The sequence below is a fragment of the Xanthomonas sp. NCPPB 2933 genome (assembly GCF_056725225.1).
This window is the reverse complement of sequence record NZ_CM161518.1, coordinates 2,184,800-2,205,650: the sequence shown is the minus strand read 5'-3', so window position 1 is coordinate 2,205,650 and position 20,851 is coordinate 2,184,800. Positions and strand designations below refer to the sequence as shown.

The window sequence follows — 20,851 nt, the reverse complement described above, 5'->3', positions numbered from 1 at the left end:
GCCAGCCCATGCGGTCAGCACCTGCAACGGCACTTCAAAACTCCACCCGCACTCTGCTCCAGAAGTAACGGCCCAAGGTGTCGTAGGTGGTGGCATCGGTGTTGGCCGCATTGGAGTAGCTGTAGAACCGCGGCGGCGCGCGATTAGCGAGGTTATCCACGCCCAGCGCGAGCGTGCTATGCAGCGACGCGATTTTCCGGCTCAGCGAGGCGTTGTGATAGACCACTGACCCGATCGGAAAGTAACGGCAGCTACCATCGGCTTCGGTGTCGGCGCAAAAATCGTCGTACGCGCTTCCGTTGACGGTACGGCCCAGATAGCGGGTAGTCCAGCTTGCGTGCCACGGCCCATTGTCCCAGGCCAGATTGGCCACCGCACGCCAGCGCGGCATGTTGCCCCAACTGGAATTTTCGCCAACATAGTTATGCGTTTCGCCGGCAAAACGAAAGCTGGAGAAGAAGGTCGCGTCCAGACCGGCAGAGAAATCGCCCCACGCGGTCTCGGCCAGCGTGTAGTGAATGCCGGCATCGTAGCCGCGGATATCCACCTTGCCGCTATTGTAGGAAAACGGCACCGACACGCGGGTCAGCTGGCCAGCCGCATCGCGCTGAATCAACGGGCAGAACGCGGCGTCGCGTCCCTCGAAGCAATCGTTGACCACCTGCTGCAGGCCCACACCGGACAGCATGTCGTCCAGCACCACGCGCCAGCTGTCCACGTTGAGCGACAAGCCAGGCATCCGATCCGGGTCGTAGACGAGGCCGACGTTGTAGGAGCGACCGCGCTCGGGCTTGAGCTGAAAACCAACGTTGTTCGCACCCGACGTCACCACATCGAACTGCGCAGTGTTGCGGAAGCTGCCATCGTTGGGCACGTTCGCGCAGGCCGGATTGGGCGCGCCTGTGAGGCCCTCGCAAGGGTCCTGGAAATCGCCGGTGTTATCCACCACAGCCGTGTACGGCGAGCCATACAGATCCCCCAGCGCCGGTGCGCGAAAGACCTGCGAGCCGGTCGCGCGCACCAGCAGGTTGGCGATCGGCCGCCATTCGATGCCGACCTTGCTGTTGGTGGTGGCGCCCCAGGCGTCGTACTTGGAATAGCGCGAACCGAGATTGAGATTCAGACTGTTGGCAAACGGTACCTCCTTCAATAGCGGCACCAGCAGTTCTGCATACGCCTCGCGTACCGATTCGTCGCGCCCCTGCTTGAGGATGCAGCCATCGTTGTAGTCGCAATTGCCGTCGGCATCGGCAGCCGCCACCTCGCTGCTGGTGCCTTGCGCAAACTTGTTGGTGCGATAGACCAGGCCGACGGCGGCCTGTACCGTTCCGGCCGGCAGTTTGAACAGATCGCCGTTGGCGCTGATATCGACAAAGCGCATCTGGCTCTCGTCGATCAGATCCACCGGCCGCTGGGTGCCGCGCAATGCGGCGATGGTGGCAGGGTCGTTGGGGTTGAAGATATTGATCGGCGTGCAGCCGGCAATCACCGCACCCGGCGCACCGCACTTGACCACCCCATCGCTGTCAAGGAACGAGGCACCCACCGCGTTGTTCAACGCAGAGGTGATCGAAAACCCGGTGCGCACCAAGGTGTCCTTGTAGCGCGCATAGCCGGCTGCGGCATCCCATTGCCAACTGGTGCCTTCCACGCGCCCGCGCAGCCCGGCCACGATGTTGGTCTGGAACATCGTCGCAGTGTAGACGCGCGTATTGGCTTGCGTGGAGCGCAACAGATAGCGGTCCAATTGATCGCCGAACGGGTTGTAGTAATTGTCGGCCGCACCCTGCATCTCCATGCCGAACGCATCCAGCCGCGAAGTGGTCTTGCTGCGGGTCCAGAACACGTCCATGTAGCCCTGCACGTTCGGAGTGAACTCGAAACTGCCGTGCAACGAGGCATTGGTGCGCTCGATCGGTGTGATCAGATACTGCGCATCGTAGACGTTGTAGCTGTCGGTCGCGCGTTGATAAGGGCGAAACGCGTCTTCACCTACAGCGCCAGGTGCAACGCCCTCTGCGGGTGTGAGCACGCGCCCGTCGTTCAAGAACGCGCGCGTGTTGCCGCCACGGATTTCGCTGACCTGGCCGTCGAGATATTCCACTGCCTTGGCCGCGTAGCCGCGATCGCGGTTGAACACCGGGTTCATCGAATTGCGACTGAGCCCGAGAATCAGCCCGCCGCGCTCCCAGGTCTTGCCCCATTCCACCCCCAGCGTGCGGCTGTTGGCATCGCCATGCGTGCTCTGTGCGTAATCGACCGTGGCGGCAAAACCGTCGTACTTGTCCTTGAGAATGATGTTGACCACGCCGCCGATCGCATCGGAGCCATACACCGACGAGGCTCCATCGGTGAGCACTTCCACCCGCTCCACCATCGATGCCGGAATCGCGTTGACGTCCACGCCCGGCGCCGAGGCCACGCTGCTAGCAGGACCGGCCATGCGATGACCGTTGACCAGCACCAGGGTGCGTTCGGGCCCCAGATTGCGCAGCGACACCAGCGCGCGGCCATGGCTGAAGCCGGAGTTGAGCGCCGGGCCCGGCATGAAGCCGGCCATCGCCGGCAATTGCTGCAGCAACTGGCCAAGCGTGCTCTTGCCGCTGTCTTCGATGCGCTGCCGGTCGACCACGATGACCGGGCTGGCCGTCTCTACATCCACGCGGCGCAGATGGGTACCGGTGACGTTGATCTGATCCAGGGTCTGGGTGGCGTCGTCGTCGGGTGTGCGCTGCTGTGCGCCTGCCGGCACTGCAACGATGGACAAGACCAGGATAATTGCCTTGACCAACGGATGACGCGTGGAAACAAGGGGTTGCGACAGAAAGGCGGAGCGGCTGGGCGACATCGGAATTCCTTGTGCTTTCGTGGGGACAACGGCCAACCTGCGCGCACGGCCAAGCCGCACTGCGACAGCGCAAGATGAGAGATCGATCGCGACAAACACGACACCAGTGAGTTGCCGCACGAAGCGGCAACTATCCAAGCAAGACGACGACGCTGCTCTCCCCCTGAGAGCACGTGACCAATCGATGACAGATCACGTCAAAAAATCTTGCGGCAACGCCTCGGCGCCGTCTTGACGAATTTATCCGGCAGCCATGCGGAAATTCACGTGCTTGTGTCGACATGTCGACATCACGGCCAACACCGTGGCGCGATCAGCGCAGCTGACATGGAAAGCAACCAGCTTACCGAGCGCACAAGATCCCGCGATCGACGCCACCGACGCCACGCTGTACCCAGCGCGCGCCGCGTGCCGATTCCGGCACTGCGGCACGGTGCGTCACACGTACCACGCCTGCACCTTCACCACGGCAGCGCTGCCAGACAACGCCACGCGATCCGCATGTGGGCCTTGCAGGCGTGCAGGCTTGCCGTCCACGAGCACACGCTCCAGCCGCGTGCCTTGTGGCGCACGCAAGGTCAGCCAGGTGCGCTTGGGGGCCTGCTCCGGCAGTTGCACCTGTGCATCGATACGGCGCGCATCGACATCCGTACGCAGCGTCAGCGTGACCTTGCCCCAACGCGTCGGCGCTGCGGTGATACCGACTGTTGCACCGCTGCCCAACCAGGCACGCGGAAGCGCACGCGCAAGAAATAACTGCTCGCCGGCGCTATCGTCGCTGACCAGCATCCAGCGCAGCAGCAGCGGGATGGTCATCTGCGCGGGAATGCAGAACAACGGCATGCCGCCGGTGATACCGCTGACTTCGCCCGCTGTCCAGCTGCCGCGCGTATGCACCTGGTAGCGGTGCGCATAGACGAACAACAGGTACTCTTCGATGCGATCCAGCCGCAGCAGCTGTTGTGCATAACCGTAGGAAATGAATCCAAGCAGATCGCGGCTACCCGGCTCCGGCGGCGCGATATTGGCCACCACGCCAATGCTGGTGCCACCATGGCCGCGCAGGCAATCGATCACCAGGTGAGCCAACTCGTCCGGCAACACATCGGCCTGCAACAGTTCAGCGTAGGCGCGGTGCGGCCATTGCTGCTCGCTGGGTTTTTCCTGCAGTAGCGATTGGCGAAAGGTGAGTTTGGCGCCAGGCAATGGGCCGACATAGGGCGGCGATACATCGCGGCGCACATTGGCACGCAGGCTGGCTTCCAACCGCGTGCGCAATTGTTTGGCACGGCGCTGCCATTGGTTGGCCAAACCGGCATCGCCACCGAGCGTGCTCCAGACCTGCGCGATGTCTTCCCAACCGCGAATCGTCAGTGCGCTATTGGCGTAATACGGTTTCCACCACAGCGACGGATCCGGAAACAGACAGGCATCGGATTCGTTCCAGCCGTGCAGCAGGCCATGGCCATGCGCGTTGCGCGGTAATGCCAGCGCCTGGTCGTGCAGCTCGCACAGCAGCTGCGCGGTGGCGGCGATCTTGGGCAGCAAGCGGCGCAGCCGCGCCGCATCGCCGGTATAGCGCAGATAGCGCGCCAGCAGCGACAGGGTCAGCCCGAACTGCCCGACCTCCGGCCCGCGCATGTTCGGCAGGCCATCGTCCTGCACGAAGGCGTCGAAATAATTGTCCAGCACCGCCGCAGCCTGCGCGAAGCGGCCCCATTCCAGATTGGCGTAGAACGAACTGGTGAAGGTGTCCTGGAAACCGTCGTACTCGTTGCCGTAGTAGTCGCGCTCCACCGCGCCGTACTTGGGGTAATCGCCACCGGGCCGCACCACCAGCTCACGCACGAAGGCGAACTGCGCCATGTCGTTCCAGCTGGCATCGGGCAGCTGCGCCTGCACCGTACCATCCAGGGCCTGCTGCCAGTACGCGGCGAAATCGATCAACGCGGCGTAGAACTGTTCGGCGGTGGCCTCTTTTCGCGAAGGCGCGAACGCGGGATAGCTGTGCGTGTAATGCACGCCAACGATCTCGCCGCCGCGCACATGCATCGTGCGATGCCAGGTCTGCACCACGAAGCGATCGCTGGCACGCACGTCGGCAAAGACCAGTACGTCGTACCAGGCATCGGCCCCGCCCTCGCGGCGCATCACCTTGCGCACTGCCGGCATCCACCCGCCCAGCATGCCTTCCTCGCGGCGCTTGATCAGGGCTTCTTCGCCCAACTCGGCAAACGCCTGTTCAGGGCGCGAGGTGCGGCTGCGGCCATTGGGCAGGATCGGCATGGTGTCCAGGCTTTCGCGCGTGCCGACAAACGTGGTCCACGGCCAGCGCCCACCGTTGTCCTTGGGGTCGAGCAGCGAGGCCGGTGGCGGCGCGACATCGCGCACCTGCGCCTCGTCCGGGTCGCCATCGCGCAGCAGGCGGTCGGCAAGCAGATCCGCCTCGGCCATCGCCACCTCCGCCAGCGACATGCCGAAGTACGGCTTGCCCTCGGCCGGATAGGCAGGCTCGGTGCGTTTGTCCAGGCGCAGCATGCCGGCCTCGGTCCACAGCGTCAGCTGGCCCTGCGGGTTGTCGAGATGCTCGTAGACGGTCCAGTCCTGCTGCAGATGCCGAAAGCGGCACAGCGTGCTGCCGACATGCGCGGCGGAGGGGAGTGGTTCCAGGCGTGGCAGGGCCGGTGGTGGCAGCGTCGTCGGCGTTTGCAGTGTCCCCGGCATTGCGATCGCAGCACCTGCACCCACCACCGCGGTCGCTGCCATGCCCTGACGCAAAAACGTTCTACGGTCCATCGTTGCGCCCCGAAGTGATCTCTGCCCCATCGTGCGGGACAACGCGCCCGGCGTCTTGTGGCACGTGTCCGGCACCTGTGCGGAAATCTGCACACAAGCGGGCATCGATCGACTCACAGTTGTGCCTGCTGCGATGCCGAGCCTGCTGTCTGCAGTTTTATACACAACCGGCGGTAATGGCGGCACCAGCGCCGCCCTGCCGGCGTGGGCTGCGTGATTGGCACGGATCTCGCTGCAATCGCAGCCAACCCAGCGTTGTGGTGCAGCACCTGTCTGGCCAACCCGATGCCTTCCGCGACAGCGGCGATGGCGACAACGGCGGCTTCCGTGCGTCGGACGGACGGGATGCCAACGCCGGACTCGGCGTACCCGACGGTGCGCGCCTGCCAGCATTGCTCAAACACGCAGGATGTCGGCTGCACCGGCTGGCGCGCTGCCATAGCAGCCACGTGCAGCGCCTGCTTGTCGCCCCTGCCATTTGGCCAAGTGACTTTTCGGCCACGCCCGAGTGTGCGGTGACCGCCACACTGCGGCACAGACCCAAGCTGCATCGTCGCCAGACAGCCGCGCAGCCATAACCCGTACACAAGGAACGTCATGCAGCCACAGCCACCTCGCATCTCGCACATTGCCCGCGCGGCAGCACGGGTTGTTGACACCAGTGCGCACTCCGCCAAGCTGTTGAAACGTTCAGCGCGTTACTTGCTGTGGCTGGCCTTGATCGCGCCCTGCATCGCACACGCGCAGGTCGATCTGTCGCAGCTGGATGCCGAGATGGCCGCCCCACGCACCCAGATACTGGTCCTAGGCAGCGTGCACTTGTTACAGTTGCCCAAGGGCAGCGACATCGGTGCGGCGCGCTTGCAACCGTTGATGGACCGGCTGGCCGCCTACAAGCCGACCATCATCACCGTAGAGAATCTTTCGGGAGAAACCTGCGATCTGATGCGACGCCATCCTGCAGTCTATTTACCCGAAGACAGTGCGACCTATTGCCCCGACACCAGCGACGCGGCACGTGCCACCGGACTGGATGTTCCCACCGCGCTAGGCCAGGTACGCGCAGCGCTCGGCACCTTGCCGAGCGCGCCCACACCGGCACAGCGTCGACACCTGGCCGCGCTGTTTCTGGCCTCCGGCGATCCGTCGTCTGCGCTGGTGCAATGGTTGCAGCTTGCGCAGGCCGAACAGCGCAGCGGCGATGGTCTGGATGCGGCGCTGGTGACGCGACTGCGCGCCATGGAAACTCGCCCGAACGAGAGTGACCAGATCGCGGCGCGACTGGCCGCAAGGCTCGGCTTGCAACGCGTCTACCCGGCCGACGACCACACCGGCGACAACGTGGACCTGGGCGACCCTGCCGCGTACGGCAAGGCCATCCAGGCAGCGTGGGACAAGGCCGCACCGCGTGCCAACGCCATGCGTGAGCGCGAAGACCAACTGGCCAGCGAAGGCAAATTGCTGGAGCTCTATCGCGCGATCAACCTGCCGGCCAGCCAGCAGTTGGCCATCGCAGTGGATTTTCGCGCGGCATTGAGCGAGGGCTCGCCACAACGCTACGGCTACCGCTACATGTCCGGCTGGGAAATTCGCAATCTGCGCATGGTCTCGAACGTGCGCGCCAGTTTTGCCGAACAACCTGGCGCGCGCGTGCTGGCAGTGGTCGGCGCCATGCACAAGCCCTGGTTCGACAACTGGCTAGGACAACTGCAGGGCGTGGATATCGTCGATGCGGAGCAGGTATTAGGCACTGACGGGCAGTGACGAGAAGTGACGGGAAGTGAGTACAACGACTTCAGCATGACGCTCCAAGTCAGGAGCCTAGTCAGTCCAGGGCGCAGTGCCCTCACCGCTCGCGGGACACGCCGCAAGTACGTCCGTGTAGGCTCGGTGGCGGCATCCATGCCGCCACACGGTCCCGCAATCGGTGAGGACACCGCACCAGAAAGTTTGTAGGTCGCTTCGTTGAAAGCCTGCTGTTATTTGGTGTGCGTTGCAATGCTGATCGGATGCGCAGTCACCAAAAAAATGCGTCCTGCACTGCTTGCAACCATGCATACCGACACTCTCGACTGGTCCTTGCCCGCCCACCGTCGCGGGACCTTACGCGGCATGGATGCCGCGTAAGAGCCTACACGGACGTACTTGCGGCGTGTCCTGCGATGGTGGACGGGCAAGGGCCCTGCAGTGAAGTGGCAGACAAGTGTCGCCAAGCACCGCATCAAACGGACAGCCGTGCATTAGATCGACAACGGCCTTCGTCCACTCCGAGCTCTCAGCTCAATACGTCCAACAAGCTGCCCAACATCTCGTCGGAGCGCCGTAGCGCAGTGGCGTTGGCCTGGAAATCGTTGCGTGCCGATAGCCCTTCGACCAGATCAGTGGCTGGCGCAGAAGGATCGGAGCTGGCATCGACCACGCTGGCCGCCACTCCACCATTGGCTTGCGTGCTGGCCGCAACGGCCTGACGCGGACTGCCGTCTACCGACTGGCGGGCCACATTGCTGGCGGCCACCTGCTGACGCAGCGCGGCGACCTGCATTCCGGAACTGGCGATGGGACTGATGCTCATGGTGGCTCCGGTGCAGAAACTGAGAAAAAACCGATGATGTTTGTTTACCGACCAATCAGCACAATCGTTGCTGGCAAACGCGCTGTGCTGCTGTCGCTCTTACGCCATCCAAGCCGCGTGGCAAGCGTTCCTTACGTGAGGACAACCGGCGGACAGAAACTGCAATCCAGGTCTAGCACTCACCGACTCCGACCAGACCCGCCACACGGCTGCGCAGTCACCTCACGCACGCTCAATACGTGCCGACCCGCACACGCAGCACCACAGGCACCTCGCCCGCCGCATCCACACGACCGAAGTTGAGCCCGTAGTCGGTCTGGTCGCCGTTGAGCTGTCTTTCGACCTGCCAGCGCCCGTCCACATACCGCCCCTGCTCCACCCGCAACAGTTGTCCATGACGGGTATCGGCCGCCTCGCGGAAAAATTCAATGCGCGCGGCCATGCCGGTGACCAGGAACTCCTCCGGCCCCAGCTGCGCCACCAGCAGCCGCCCTGCGTGGTCGTCGTTGCCCGGCAGGATCGCCGGCGCATCGCCCCACATCGGCGCACCGAACGACACCTTGGCCTCCCAGTCGCCGAAGCGCAGCGTGCGTTGCGGCGCGCCGGGCTGTTCGGCCACCGCCTGCAGCCGGCCGTAGAAGGCCGCCTGGGCCAGGATCCGCTGCAACGGCGCCAGCAACTTGAAGTTGGCCGCATGCGCAGCGATCGCGGCGCGGTTGGCGTCGCTGTCCTGGTTGCCATCCATGCCGAACACCGAAAAACCGATCCCGCCCTGCCCCAGCACATGGAACAGATACGGCGCCGTGGCCGCTTCGAAGCCGGTCTCCGAGACCCAGGCCGGATTGTTCGGCCGCGCGTACTGGCCGATGACCTTGGTGTACTCGTTGTAGTCGTTGGTATAGATATCGGTGCCGATGAAGTCGATCGACGGCGTGGCCGCGCGCCACAGCGCGAACATGTTCACCGTCGCACCACCGGACGGGTAGTCCAGCCCTGGATAGCGTTTGCCCTTGTAGCGCAGCCAGGTGTTGACGTAGAGCGGCAGCGGATAGGCGCGCTTGCCGGCCGCAGCCACCTGTTCGATATACGCCGCGGTGGCATGCGCATTGAAGGCCTCGGCGGCTTCGGCACCGAACAGCTGCTGCCAGCTGCCCTGCGGTTTACCCAGCGCTTGCGCGATTGCGGCAGGCACGGGCTGCGCGAACGCCGCCTCACCGGCCGGGCCATGATCGCGCACAGTGCCGATCGCACCAGGCTCGTTTTCCACCTGCACCAGGATCACCGTGTGGCGCTCGCCATCGACCTTGCGCAGGTGCTGCATCAACGCGGTGAACGCACGCGCATCGGCCTGTACGTTGGCGGCCACATGCGGTGACAACACATCCACCGGTTCGCCATTGGCATCGCGCATCCGCGGGTAGGTGGCCTCGTCGCGCTTGATCCACTCCGGCACGTAGTGCATCTGGCCATTCTTCCAGCTGCCGAACCACAACAACGCCACACGCAGACCACGCTTGCGCGCGCCGGCAATCAAGGCATCCACGTTGGTGGTATCGAAGCGCCCCGGCGCCGGCTCGAACTGCTCCCAATACACCGGTGCTTCCACCGTGTTGGCATGCAGCGCCACTACTTCGTCCAGCGCCTTGGGCAGCACGGCCGGCCAGGCGCTGGAGTTGTGCAGCTGCGCAGCCAGTATGGTGTAGGGCGCGCCATCGACGAACACCGCATGGCGGCCATTTTGGGTAACGAAGCGCGGCAGGTCTTCTGCATTGGCCAGCAGCGGCGCGCTACCGGCCAACACCGCGAGCGACCACAGCAGGCCTGCGATACGGCCGCGCGGTTGCGCCATTTTTCGGGCAAACAAACACATCATCGGGCCTCCGACGTTAGTGAGTTCCAATGCGGTGTGAGTTCATGGCGCAGATGGCGCACGAAGAAGTCGTACTGGCGGCGCTGCACATAGTCGATCGGCCCGCTGGACCGGCCCACCGAATGCTCGCCGCCAGGCACGTTGAGCAGGTCGAAGTCCTTGCCGCTCTTGATCAACACATCGACCACCTGCGCGGTGGAGGCCGGATCCACGTTGCTGTCCTGCTCGCCGACGATCAGCAGCAGATCGCCTTGCAACTTGGCTGCGTTGACAACGCCCGAGGCCTGCGTATAGCTGGCATCCACCGGCCAACCCATCCACTGCTCGTTCCAGCTGATCTTGTCCATGCGATTGTCGTAGCAACCGGCAAACGCTACGCCCACCTTGTAGAACTCCGGATGGCGTTCCAACGCGCCCAACGTGCTCTGCCCGCCGGCCGAAGCGCCATAGATGCCGACCCGGCCGATATCGTAGGACGGATCTTTTGCGGCCAACGCACGATGCCAGGCGATGCGATCGGGAAAGCCGGAATCGCCAAGGTTTTTCCACGCTACATCATGAAATGCTTTGGAGCGATTGGCGGTGCCCATGCCGTCGATCATCACCACGATAAAGCCCAGATCGGCCTGCGCCTGCATGCCGATCTGCTTGTCGCCACCGGAGTGATAGCCGAACGGCCAGAATGTCTTGGGCACGAAGGAGTCGTGCGGTCCGGCGTAGATGTTCTCGATCACCGGATATTTCTTGCTGGGATCGTAATCGCGCGGGCGCACCACCATGCCCCAGATGTCGGTGCGCCCATCGCGGCCCTTGGCCACGAAGGTCTCCGGTGCGCGCCAGCCGGCTGCCAGCAACTTGTCGATGTTGCCCTGTTCCACTTGCTGCAGCAGTCCGCCATCGATGGCGTGCAGTTCCATCACCGGCGGCAGATCCGGGCGCGAGTAGACATCGACGTAATGCTGGCCGTCTTCTGCAATGGTCACATCGTGATCGGCGTCGGCGTGGGTCAGCCGGGTCAACTGGCGGCCGTCGAAATCCACGCTGTAGAGCTGCCGGTAGTACGGGTCCTTACCGGCATCCATGCCGCTGGCGGTGAACCAGATGCGCCGCTGCGCATCGTCCACACGCAGCACATCGCGCACGATCCACGGCCCCTGGGTGATCTGCTCGATGATCGTGCTGTTGCGGCCGTCGTACAGATACAGATGCCGCCAGCCGTCACGCTCGGAAATCCACAGAACTTCATTGCCGTGCGCGTCCACATCGTGACGAAAACTGCGGTCGGCATAGACGAAGGTGGGTGCATCCTCGCCGACCGCCACATGTGCGCGCCCCGTGGCGGCATCCACCGCGATCACACGCATGCGCTGGAAGCCGCGCTGCACATACTCGAACGTCACGCTGCGGCCGTCGGCACGCCATTGCAGCGGCGACAGTTGGTAAGGCTGATTGAACAGCGCCGTGTCGACATCGGCCCGCGTGCCATCCAGCGCAAACACCACCGGCCGCTCCACATCCACCGCGTCGCCCGGCTTGGGATATAGCTGGGTGCGCAAGACCGGCTGGCCGCCACCTGCAGGCGCAGCCTCCACACGGGTCACGCGGCGGGCAAGGCCGGGACGCACGCGATACACCGCCAGTCGCTGCGAATCCGGCGACCAGGCGATGCTCTCCGGATCGAAATAATCCTCTGCACGACCATCGGTGCTGAGCCGGGTCAGCTGCCCATCGGAAACGCGACGCAGGAGCAGATTCCAGCCATCGCCCAGCGCTTCCCAACGGCCATCGGGCGAACGACGTGGCGTGTTGTCGGCTGGCACTCCAGGGTCGCGCACCACACCGAAGCCGCGTGGACGTGCCTGCGTGCCGGCATCATCGCGTGCGCAGCGGTAGCTCGTCAGCGTGCAACGCCAGATCTCTTCGCCAAGCTCGAAGCGGATCGCAACGGCGTCACCCTCGCCGTCTTGTGCATACGCAAAGCGCTCGAACGGCAACTGCAGTGCCGTGTAGGTCTTACCGGTCGCCGCCTGCAATGCCTGCGCCACGCGCAGTTGATCAAAGGCCGGTTTTTTCTGCAGCGTGGCAACGTCCATCCTGACAAAGGCGAACCCGCCAGGCACCGTCTTGCGGTAGTAAAACGCGCCGTTGTCCTTCCATTGCGCGGGCCACGCCACGTTCTCGGTCAACGTACTCCATTGCGCGCGCAACCCCAGCGAGCGTTGGTAATCGGCCACGCTTGGCGCCGCTTGCGCAGCAGTTGATAGCAACACGATGCACGCAGCCAACCCATTCAAGCAGCCACGCAACCAGTGCGACACACGCGTATCACTGCGCAGCTCACTCGCCATCGTCCTCCTCCAGCGCCAGCTCATCGTTGCGCAAGCCGCTACGCGCGCCCCAGTGGTAAATGAAGAACGCAATCACCGCCACGCTCAAGGTATCGAAGGGATGCGCGATCCAGCCATGGCCACCGAACGTACCGGCCCACGACACCGCCATCACCAGCACGAAGAACACGATCAACCACAGCGATGCACGCACCTGCCGCAGCAAGCGTGCACGGCCCTCGCGTGAGGGCAAGCGATACAGCACGTACAGCACGAACGCGAGCACCTGCAGACCGAGCAACCACGACAAGGTGGGCCAGGTGGACCAGTAGATGATCAAGGCGGCGACAATGAACGACAACGGCCCCAGCACCGCAAAACCACGCACGCGGAACGGCCGCGGCAAATCCGGCGCGCTGCGGCGCAACGCGGCCACGGTGACCGGCGCCACCGCATAGCTCAGCACCAGCGCGGCCGAGACCACGCCGATCAAGGTCTCCCACGAGGGGAACGGCAACGTCCAGAAGATCGACAGGCCCAGGCTCAACCACAACGCCGGACGCGGAATGCCCGATTGCGGATCCACCCGCGTTAGCACCGGCAAGAACCCGCCGCTACGCGCCCAGCCGTACACCACGCGCGGGGTGGCATTCATGTAGATATTGCCAGTGCCGCTGGGCGACACCATCGCATCGCAGATCACCAAGGCAGCCAACCACGCCATGCCCAAGGCCAGCGCGATGTCGTGATACGGCAGTGCAAACACCTTGTCGATACCGCTCCACCCCGGCGCCAATTGCGCAGCCGGAATGCTGCCCAGAAACGCCAGCTGCAGCAGCACATAGATCACCGTGGACAAGGCCACCGACAGGATCAAGGCGATCGGAATATTGCGCTGCGGGTCGCGTACCTCGCTGGCCACCGACACGATCGGCGTCAAGCCCAGGTAGGCGAAGATGATGCCGCCAGCCGAGATCGCCGCTTCCACCCCGGCCATGCCCGAGGGCGCAAACCCGTGCACGGTGAGATTGCCCGGATTGAAGTGCTTCATCAGCAGCACGATCACCAGGATCGGCACCAGAAACTTGAACACGCTGACGATGTTGTTGGCCAGCGCAAAGGTCTTGACGCTGAAATAGTTGAGCAGGAAAAACAGCAGCAGCAAGGCCAGCTGTACCAACCAACCCCAGATGCTTGGGTGCGAGCCGTTGGCCTGATTGAGCACGGGAAACCACGCCGCCGCATATTGGCGCGCGGCTTCCACTTCGATCGCGATCAGGCTGGAAAACGCGATCAAGGTGATGAAGCCGGTCAACGAACCAAGCAAGGCGCCATGCGAATACTCCGGGTAGCGCACCACCCCGCCGGCACGCGGTAATGCCGCGCCTAGTTCGCAATACACCAGCCCCAACAGCAGCACCGCGATGCCACCGAGTATCCACGACAGGATGCCAGCCGGCCCGGCGATGGAAGAGACATGGCTGGCCGAAAACAGCCAGCCCGAGCCGAAGATCGAACCAAGCCCGATAAAGGTCAGGTCGGTCAGGCTGAGTCGCTTGTGAAACTTGCCTTGCGTGGTCGCACCGTGTGTGGTCATTCGTCGCCCCGAAGAGTGGAAAGCGCGGTTGCTGTTGCGAAAAACGTCGGCTGGTGTTGCGTGGATCAGTCGCTGGCAGCCGCCTTGGCATCTGCCGCCGGTGACTCGGCAGCGTCTTCGGCGGCATACGGCGAGACACCACCGTCGGCAATGAACCGGTCGATGCGCGCCTCCAGCACCGGCAACGGCACCGAGCCGGTCTGCAGCACCGCGTCATGGAAATGGCGCAGGTCGAATGTCTCGCCCAAGGCAGCTTCGGCCTTGCGACGCAACTCAAGAATTTTCAACTCGCCCAGGTAGTACGACAACGCCTGCCCCGGCCAGGCGATATAGCGATCCACCTCGGTGGTGACTTCGTGCTCGCTCAAGGCAGTGTTGTCGCGCAGATAGGCCTGCGCCTGCGCACGCGTCCAGCCCTTGTGGTGGATGCCGGTGTCGATCACCAAACGGCAGGCGCGCCACATCTGGTAGGTCAGATAACCGAAGCGATCATAGGGCGTGTCGTACATGCCCATTTCCTGGCCCAGATACTCCGAATACAGCGCCCAGCCCTCGCCATAGACGGAGATGAACCCATAGCGGCGGAACTCCGGTAGACCTTGCGCTTCTGCCGCCAGCGGCATTTGCAGTGCGTGGCCGGGCGATGACTCGTGCAACGTCAATGCGGTCAGGTTGTACAACGGCCGCGATGGCAGGTTGTAGGTGTTGACCAGATAAATGCCGGGACCGCCACGGCCGCCGGTATAGAACGGCGCCAATTCCGGCGGCACCGGCTCGATCGCAAAGCGTCGGCGCGGCAGCCGGCCGATGTAATCGCCCACCTTGGCATCCACGCGCTTGGCGATCCATGCGGCCTGCTTGAGCAATTCTTCCGGCGTCTTGGCATAGAACTGCGGGTCGCTGCGCAGGAAATGCAGGAACGCAGGAAACACCGCCTGCCCGGCCGGCGGTTTGAAGCCGCTGGCGACGATGGTCTCATCCATCTGCGTGCGCAGCTTGGCCACTTCCTGCAGGCCGATCTGGTGGATTTGATCGGGGCTCAACTCGAGCGTGGTGAACTCGCGGATCTGCGCGCGGTAGTAGGCCTGGCCATCCGGCAATGCCTCGCCGGCCAGCATGGTGCGTGCGCGCGGCTGGTACTCGTTGCGGATGAAGTCCAGCAGCTTGGCGTAGGCCGGTAGCACCTGCGCATCGATCGTCTGCACTGCTTGTTGCCGCAATTGCGCCTGTACATCGGCCGGCAGCGTCGCCGGCATCTGCTTGAACGGCGCATAGAACGGATTGGCCTCGCCCTTGGCTTGCGCCACATCGGCAATGGATTGGTCGCGTCCGGTCAGTGTCACCTTGGGCTGGCTGAAACCACGCGCCAGGCCGGCACGCATATTGTCGGTGTGCTCGGCGAAATAGCGAGGGATATCGGCCAGCATCTTCAGATAGCGCTGGTAGTCCTCGCGCGTGCGCAACTTGGCCTCGGCGCTGAAACCCAGATCGCTCCAGAATGCCGAGTCGCTGTTGAACGGCATTTCCCAGGCGCGGAAATGCTGCTGATCCAGCAGCACCAGCAACTGCTGCCGATACACCTGATAACTCACCTGATCTTCGGCCGGCAACTGCGCCGACGGAATCGCATCCAGTTCCTTCAAGGCCTGTTGCCAGTACGCGGTGCGCTGGTTTTGCGTGGCCACATCGACCTTGGGCAGATGGTCGGACTGCTTGTCTTGCGTAGCCTGATTGTCTTCATCCACCGCGCCTGACAACTGTGCCTGGCGCCAGCGCCATTCGCGCGTGTACAGCGCTTTGAAGCGTGCGGCTGCCGCGTTCTGCGTGGCGGTGTTCTGCGTGGCGGCGACCGGCTCGGCGGCCTGGGCGGTCGCGGCAACGCCACTCACGCTTGCGGCAATCAACACACTCAATGCGCTCGCGCGTAAAACGCTGCTCGTCTTCATCCGCGTGCCTCCGGCGCAGCTTTGGTCTGTGCAATCCACTGCCGCACGCGTTGCTGCAACATCGCCAGCGGCATCGCGCCGCCGCCGAGCACCGCATCATGGAAGGCACGCACGTCGAAGCGAGCGCCGAGTTCTTTTTCGGCTTCCGCACGCAGCGCAAGAATCTGCAGCTGCCCCAACTTGTAACCCAGTGCCTGGCCCGGCCAGACGATATAGCGGTCGGTTTCGGACTGGATGCTGGGCTCGTCGTCGGAAGGATGCGCGTGGAAGAACTCCACCATCTGCTGGCGGTTCCAGTGCTTGTAATGCACGCCGGTGTCGAGCACCAGCCGATTGGCCCGCAACAACTCGCCGGAGAGGCGACCGTAATCGTTGTACGGGTCCTTGAAGAAGCCGATCTCCTTGCCCAGCCGTTCGGCATACAGCGCCCAGCCTTCGATGTAGGCGTTGTAGCCGGCCTGCTGGCGGAACGGCGGCAACGGCAGCGTCTGCGCAAGCGAGATCTGCAGGTGATGGCCCGGCACGCCCTCGTGATACGCGGTGGTTTCGATATTGATCAAGGTGCGGCTGGCGAAGTCGCTGGTGTTGACCTTCACGATCGCCGGTTTGGTGCCTTCCGGATTGCTCTGCCAATATTCGGCGCCGGGTGCGCTGCGCCGGAATGCCGGCATCGCCTGTACGTCCAGCGGTGTTTTCGGCAGGTGGCCGAACAGCTTGGGCAGTTCCGGCTGCATCGCGGCGATGTACTGGCGGTACTGCTGCAGGATCTGCTCGCTGGAGGTGGCGAAGTGGCGTTTGTCGGTCTCCACCGCCTTGCGGAAACTGGCCAGATCCGCAAAGCCCTGCGCCTTGGCAATTACCGTCATCTCGCCCTCGATGCGCGCGACTTCCTTCAAACCGATCTGATGGATCTCCTCCGGCGCCATATCGGTGGTGGTCTGGGTATGGATGGCGTAGCGATAGCGGCGTTCGCCATCGGGCAGCGACCACACACCTTCCTGTGCGCGCCCTTGCGCGGCGTATTCATCGCGCACGAAGGCGGCCAGCTTGGCGTAGGCCGGGCGCACCTGCTGCTCGATCGCGGCGAGCAGTTGCTTGCGTAGCGCGTCGCGCTGGTCGGCCGGCACGGCGGCGTCGAGTTTTTTCAGCGGCGAGGCGAACGGGCTTTGCTCGCCGGTCAGCGCGGCGATCTTGTCGATCTGCTCGGGCAGGCGCTCCAGCAGATAACGCGGCTGGGTGAGGCCCTCTTTAGCACCCTGCCGCGACACCGCGATCACCTGATCGATCACCGTTGGAATCGTCTGCAGGCGCTTGATGTAGTCCTGATAATCCTTGGCGTTTTCGAACGGAAACGCATCGCCATAGCCAGCCAACCCCAACTGGATGCCGCCGATCGGCTCCAGCGGCATCGCATAGGTCTTCAGCTCGATGCCTTCCAGCTTGTCGCGTAATTGGCCGAGCATCATCTGCAGGCTGAGCTGGCGTTGTTCGTCCAGCGTCTTGCTGTCGATCGCCTCAAACTGCTTGAGCAGCTCGGCAGTGGCGCTGCGCTCGGCCTGCACGGCCTCAAGCGAGTAGTCGCTCCAACGATCGTTGTAACGTTTGTCGCCGATGATGCTGGCGAACTCCGGGTTGTGCTGCAGCTGGTACTGCCATTGTTTGTCCAGCAGCGCGTCGAAGGCCTTGGCGGCCTGCTCGCTGCTCGGCGCGGAAGTGGCCGCAGCCGCTGTCTCCGCTGCGGGCGGCGCCGGCTTGCAGGCAGTGAACAATGCGGCGGCCAGCAGGCCGATGGCTACAGGACGCAGGTGGTTCATGCGGTTACTCCAAGATGCGAGGACGGCGGTAGGAGCGCGCTTGCGCGCGAGCGGCTTTCTCGGTAACGCCCATCGCGCGCAAGCGCGCTCCTACGGATGCGTTGGCCCGTGCAGGCTCACGCAAACGGTTGGTCGATCGCCAGCGATGGCGGCGTAAACCACTGCGCGCCAGCATCGGTGACATAAAAATGGTCTTCCAGGCGCACGCCGAACTCGCCGGGCACTACGATCATCGGCTCGTTGCTGGCGCACATGCCCGGCTGCAGCGGCTGCGCGTTGCCGCGCACCAGATACGGCGCCTCATGAATCGCCAACCCGCAGCCGTGACCGGTGCGATGCGGCAGGCCGGGCAAGCGATAGTCGGGGCCAAGCCCTGCCGCCTCTAGTACCTTGCGCGCCGCCTGGTCCACTGCTTCGCAGGCGATGCCTGGGCGTATCGCCGCAAACGCCGCCGCCTGCGCCGCCTGCTCCAGGTCCCAGATGCGCTGTTGTGCAGCGTTGGGAGCGCCGTAGATCCAGGTGCGGGTGATATCGGAGTGATAGCCCTGCACGGTGCAGCCGGTGTCGATCAGCACCAGCTCGCCTTCGCGCAGATGCTGCACACCGGGAATCCCGTGCGGGAACGAGGTGGCATGGCCGAACTGCACGATGCAGAAGGTGGAGCCGTTGTCCGCGCCCAGCGCGCGATGCGCCTCGTCGATGAAGCGCACCAGTTGATCGGTCCCGATGCCTTCCTGCGCGATGCCGGCCGCCAGCCGCTGCACCAGCAAGGTCATGTCGCAGGCCTGCTGCATCAGCGCCAGCTCGGCCGGCGACTTGCACATGCGGCAGCCATCGATAATGGCCCCGGCATCGCGGATCGCCGTGCCCAAATGCGCGCGCAGGCCGGTGTGCACGGCAAACGCAATCCCTGGATCCAGCGCCAATGCATGCGCGTGGCGTTCGTCCATGGCCTGCACCGCCAGCGCGTACGGGTCCTCGTGTTCTTCCCACAGATACTTGGCAACTGGAATATTCAGCACCGCATCCAGCGAGCCTTCTTCGAACGCGGGGCAGATCAACACCGGGTCGCCATCCAGCGTGAGCAGCAGCGCGACCAGACGCTCGCTTGCACCCCACGGCACGCCGGTGAAATAACGCAGCGAAGTGCCGGCGCCGATCAACAGCGCATCCACGCCGTGCGCGCGCATCAGGCGGCGTGCGCGTTCGATGCGCTGTTGGTATTCGTCGGCGGCGATCGGCGCGGCGCGTTGCGTCCACGGCGTCAGTTGCGCGCGTGCCTGTTCCAACGACACCCCGCCGATCTGGCTGCTCATGTGCCCGCTCCGAGATCTGCAGTGCTCCACTGCCCATCCACCAGACGTGCGACACCGCCCGGATTGCGCTGACGCAACTCGGCCGGCAGCAAGGCGTCCGGCACCGCGTCGTAGCTATGCAAGGCAGCAAAACGGCGAATCGAACCGGGCATGCCCACCGCGGTGAACCCCGGATGCCCGGTGCTGGGGAACGGCCCGCCATGATTTTGCGCCGCGCTTACTGCAACGCCGGTCGGCATCTTGCTGTTGATCAACCGCCCCACCCGCGCACGCAGCACCGGTGCTATGGCCTGCCAGGCCGCATCGTCGCTGCCATCGGCCGCGCGATACAAGGTGCCGGTGAGATTGCCTTCGAATGCGGCGGCAACCTGTTGCATCTGCGCAACGTCGCGCGTACGCACCAGCAGGCTCACCGGGCCGAAGGCCTCGGTCTGCAGCGCCTGCGGGTTTGCGATGAATGCCTGCGCATCCACATTCAACAAGGTTGGCGCATAGCGATACCCGTCTTCGCCGGTATGCCCCCCGGCAAGCAGCGCGGCGCCGGCAGCGCGCAAGGCCGCCACGCCGCGTTGCACGCCTTCCACGCCTGAACTGGAAAACAGCACCATCGGCATGGCGGCGTCGAAATGCGCCGTGGTCGCGGCAACGAACGCATCGCCCGCTTCGCCGTGCGGCACCACCACCACACCGGGATTGGTGCAGAACTGGCCGCTACCCAAGGTGCACGAGGAAAAGAATTCCTGCGCCAAGGCGGCACCGCGTTCGACTAGCGCACCCGGCAACAGGAACACCGGGTTGACGCTGGAGAGCTCTGCATAAAACGGCACGCCGGCCGCGTCGGCGGCGGCCTTCAGCGCAAGCCCGCCTGCGCGGCTACCGGTGAAGCCGATCGCCCCCAGCCGGGCATCGCCGGCCAGTCGCACACCTATCGCGTTGTCGAAGTGATACAGCAACTGCACCGCTGCAGCCGGCAGGCCCGCCGCAATCAACGCTGCGTGCGCAAGCTGCGCCATGCGCTGGCTGGTGGCCGGATGCAGCGGGTGCGCCTTGGCGATCACCGGGTTGCGCGCGGCAATGGCCGAGGCGAAATCGCTGCCGGCAATCGCATTGAAAGCGAACGGGAAATTGTTCGGGCCAAACACCAATACCGGCTTGCCCAGCGGCGCCAGATGCGAACGCAGATCGGCAGCGGTATCGATGATGGGTTGGGTCCAGCTAAAACTGCGCACCGCTTGTGCGGCCTGGCGCAATTGACCGCTGGTACGCGGCAGTTCGTTGCCGCGCAAGCGCGTGGGCGCCGGCAATGCGGTTTCAGCATGCGCAAGCGCCACCAGCGTGTCGGCATCGGCGTCCAGCGCGTCGGCATAGGCGTCCAGAAACGCCGCAATCTGTTCGACCGGCGCTGCCGCAAGCTCTGCTGCAACCGCTTGCGCCGCCGCAATCGCCGTCTCGATGTCGTCCGCACCGCTGACCGGGAATTGCGGCCCGATCGCCTCGCCGGTGGTCGGGTCGGCTGCACGGAAGCTGCCGGTCGCATCGCGGCTGGCTTGCCACTGGCCGGCCAGCAATACCTCGGCCTGCTGCAAGGGGATGGAGTGGATCGTGTCGTTCATTGCGGCACCTTCGGTTGCATGGAACAGTTGCATGAGGACGGACCCTGCGCACCGTGCGGCAGCGGCCGACCAGGAGCGATAAGGATGCCGCAGCGATGCGACATCCTCATCGACACACGTCTCGCTACACCGGCCGCCACATCAGCGCGTGA

The 20,851-nt window shown here is 64.2% G+C and carries 11 protein-coding genes and 1 pseudogene; 2 read left to right on the top strand and 10 right to left on the bottom strand.

Annotation, left to right across the window (positions count from 1 at the left end; translation table 11 throughout):
• Positions 1–34: 34 nt before the first annotated feature.
• Both AC1PLU_RS09035 and AC1PLU_RS09030 read right to left on the bottom strand, forming a co-directional pair.
• The gene (locus tag AC1PLU_RS09035; RefSeq protein ID WP_481108495.1) at positions 35–2,791 is read right to left on the bottom strand and encodes a TonB-dependent receptor plug domain-containing protein; all 2,757 of its coding nucleotides are present in this window, start codon (positions 2,789–2,791) and stop codon (positions 35–37) included.
• A 495-nt stretch (positions 2,792–3,286) separates the two neighbouring features.
• The gene (locus AC1PLU_RS09030; protein WP_481094630.1) at positions 3,287–5,644 is read right to left on the bottom strand and encodes a glucosidase family protein; all 2,358 of its coding nucleotides are present in this window, start codon (positions 5,642–5,644) and stop codon (positions 3,287–3,289) included.
• A gap of 178 nt (positions 5,645–5,822) precedes the next feature.
• On the opposite strand from AC1PLU_RS09030, the pseudogene AC1PLU_RS09025 reads away from it, so the two are divergent.
• Positions 5,823–6,045: pseudogene (locus AC1PLU_RS09025) on the top strand (peptidase S53); the annotation flags it as partial.
• Between the two features lie 280 nt (positions 6,046–6,325).
• On the top strand, positions 6,326–7,408 hold the full coding sequence (locus AC1PLU_RS09020) for a DUF5694 domain-containing protein (RefSeq protein WP_481108242.1): 1,083 nt from the start codon (positions 6,326–6,328) through the stop codon (positions 7,406–7,408).
• A gap of 511 nt (positions 7,409–7,919) precedes the next feature.
• Here the strand turns inward: AC1PLU_RS09020 and AC1PLU_RS09015 are convergent.
• The 8 genes from AC1PLU_RS09015 to AC1PLU_RS08980 all read right to left on the bottom strand — a co-directional run bounded on the left by AC1PLU_RS09015 (position 7,920) and on the right by AC1PLU_RS08980 (position 20,699).
• Positions 7,920–8,216: a flagellar basal body rod protein FlgC gene (locus AC1PLU_RS09015; protein ID WP_481108241.1), complete on the bottom strand. Its 297-nt coding sequence runs from the start codon at positions 8,214–8,216 to the stop codon at positions 7,920–7,922.
• A gap of 232 nt (positions 8,217–8,448) precedes the next feature.
• On the bottom strand, positions 8,449–10,086 hold the full coding sequence (locus tag AC1PLU_RS09010; protein WP_481108494.1) for a DUF5597 domain-containing protein: 1,638 nt from the start codon (positions 10,084–10,086) through the stop codon (positions 8,449–8,451).
• Positions 10,086–12,434: a S9 family peptidase gene (locus tag AC1PLU_RS09005; RefSeq protein WP_481108240.1), complete on the bottom strand. Its 2,349-nt coding sequence runs from the start codon at positions 12,432–12,434 to the stop codon at positions 10,086–10,088. Before AC1PLU_RS09005 ends, AC1PLU_RS09010 begins: the two co-directional genes overlap by 1 nt.
• Positions 12,424–14,010 (bottom strand): APC family permease, encoded by a 1,587-nt coding sequence (locus tag AC1PLU_RS09000; RefSeq protein WP_481108239.1) that lies wholly within the window; start codon positions 14,008–14,010, stop codon positions 12,424–12,426. The genes AC1PLU_RS09005 and AC1PLU_RS09000 overlap by 11 nt, the downstream gene beginning before the upstream one ends.
• A 65-nt stretch (positions 14,011–14,075) precedes the next feature.
• Positions 14,076–15,956 (bottom strand): DUF885 domain-containing protein, encoded by a 1,881-nt coding sequence (locus AC1PLU_RS08995; RefSeq protein ID WP_481108238.1) that lies wholly within the window; start codon positions 15,954–15,956, stop codon positions 14,076–14,078.
• On the bottom strand, positions 15,953–17,770 hold the full coding sequence (locus AC1PLU_RS08990; protein ID WP_481108237.1) for a DUF885 domain-containing protein: 1,818 nt from the start codon (positions 17,768–17,770) through the stop codon (positions 15,953–15,955). The genes AC1PLU_RS08995 and AC1PLU_RS08990 overlap by 4 nt, the downstream gene beginning before the upstream one ends.
• Before the next feature lie 116 nt (positions 17,771–17,886).
• Positions 17,887–19,086 carry a M24 family metallopeptidase gene (locus AC1PLU_RS08985; RefSeq protein ID WP_481108236.1) on the bottom strand — a complete coding sequence of 400 codons (1,200 nt, stop codon included), beginning with the start codon at positions 19,084–19,086 and terminating at the stop codon, positions 17,887–17,889.
• A complete protein-coding gene (locus AC1PLU_RS08980; RefSeq protein WP_481108235.1) occupies positions 19,083–20,699 on the bottom strand; it encodes an aldehyde dehydrogenase family protein in 1,617 nt (538 codons plus the stop codon). The genes AC1PLU_RS08985 and AC1PLU_RS08980 overlap by 4 nt, the downstream gene beginning before the upstream one ends.
• Between the last annotated feature and the right edge of the window lie 152 nt (positions 20,700–20,851).

Coding starts and splice junctions, on each gene's coding strand:
- AC1PLU_RS09030 (WP_481094630.1), bottom strand. CDS start 5,644: ATGGACCGTAGAACGTTTTTGCGTCAGGGCATGGCAGCGACCGCGGTG.
- AC1PLU_RS09015 (WP_481108241.1), bottom strand. CDS start 8,216: ATGAGCATCAGTCCCATCGCCAGTTCCGGAATGCAGGTCGCCGCGCTG.
- AC1PLU_RS09010 (WP_481108494.1), bottom strand. CDS start 10,086: ATGTGTTTGTTTGCCCGAAAAATGGCGCAACCGCGCGGCCGTATCGCA.
- AC1PLU_RS09005 (WP_481108240.1), bottom strand. CDS start 12,434: ATGGCGAGTGAGCTGCGCAGTGATACGCGTGTGTCGCACTGGTTGCGT.
- AC1PLU_RS09000 (WP_481108239.1), bottom strand. CDS start 14,010: ATGACCACACACGGTGCGACCACGCAAGGCAAGTTTCACAAGCGACTC.
- AC1PLU_RS08995 (WP_481108238.1), bottom strand. CDS start 15,956: ATGAAGACGAGCAGCGTTTTACGCGCGAGCGCATTGAGTGTGTTGATT.
- AC1PLU_RS08990 (WP_481108237.1), bottom strand. CDS start 17,770: ATGAACCACCTGCGTCCTGTAGCCATCGGCCTGCTGGCCGCCGCATTG.
- AC1PLU_RS08985 (WP_481108236.1), bottom strand. CDS start 19,086: ATGAGCAGCCAGATCGGCGGGGTGTCGTTGGAACAGGCACGCGCGCAA.
- AC1PLU_RS08980 (WP_481108235.1), bottom strand. CDS start 20,699: ATGAACGACACGATCCACTCCATCCCCTTGCAGCAGGCCGAGGTATTG.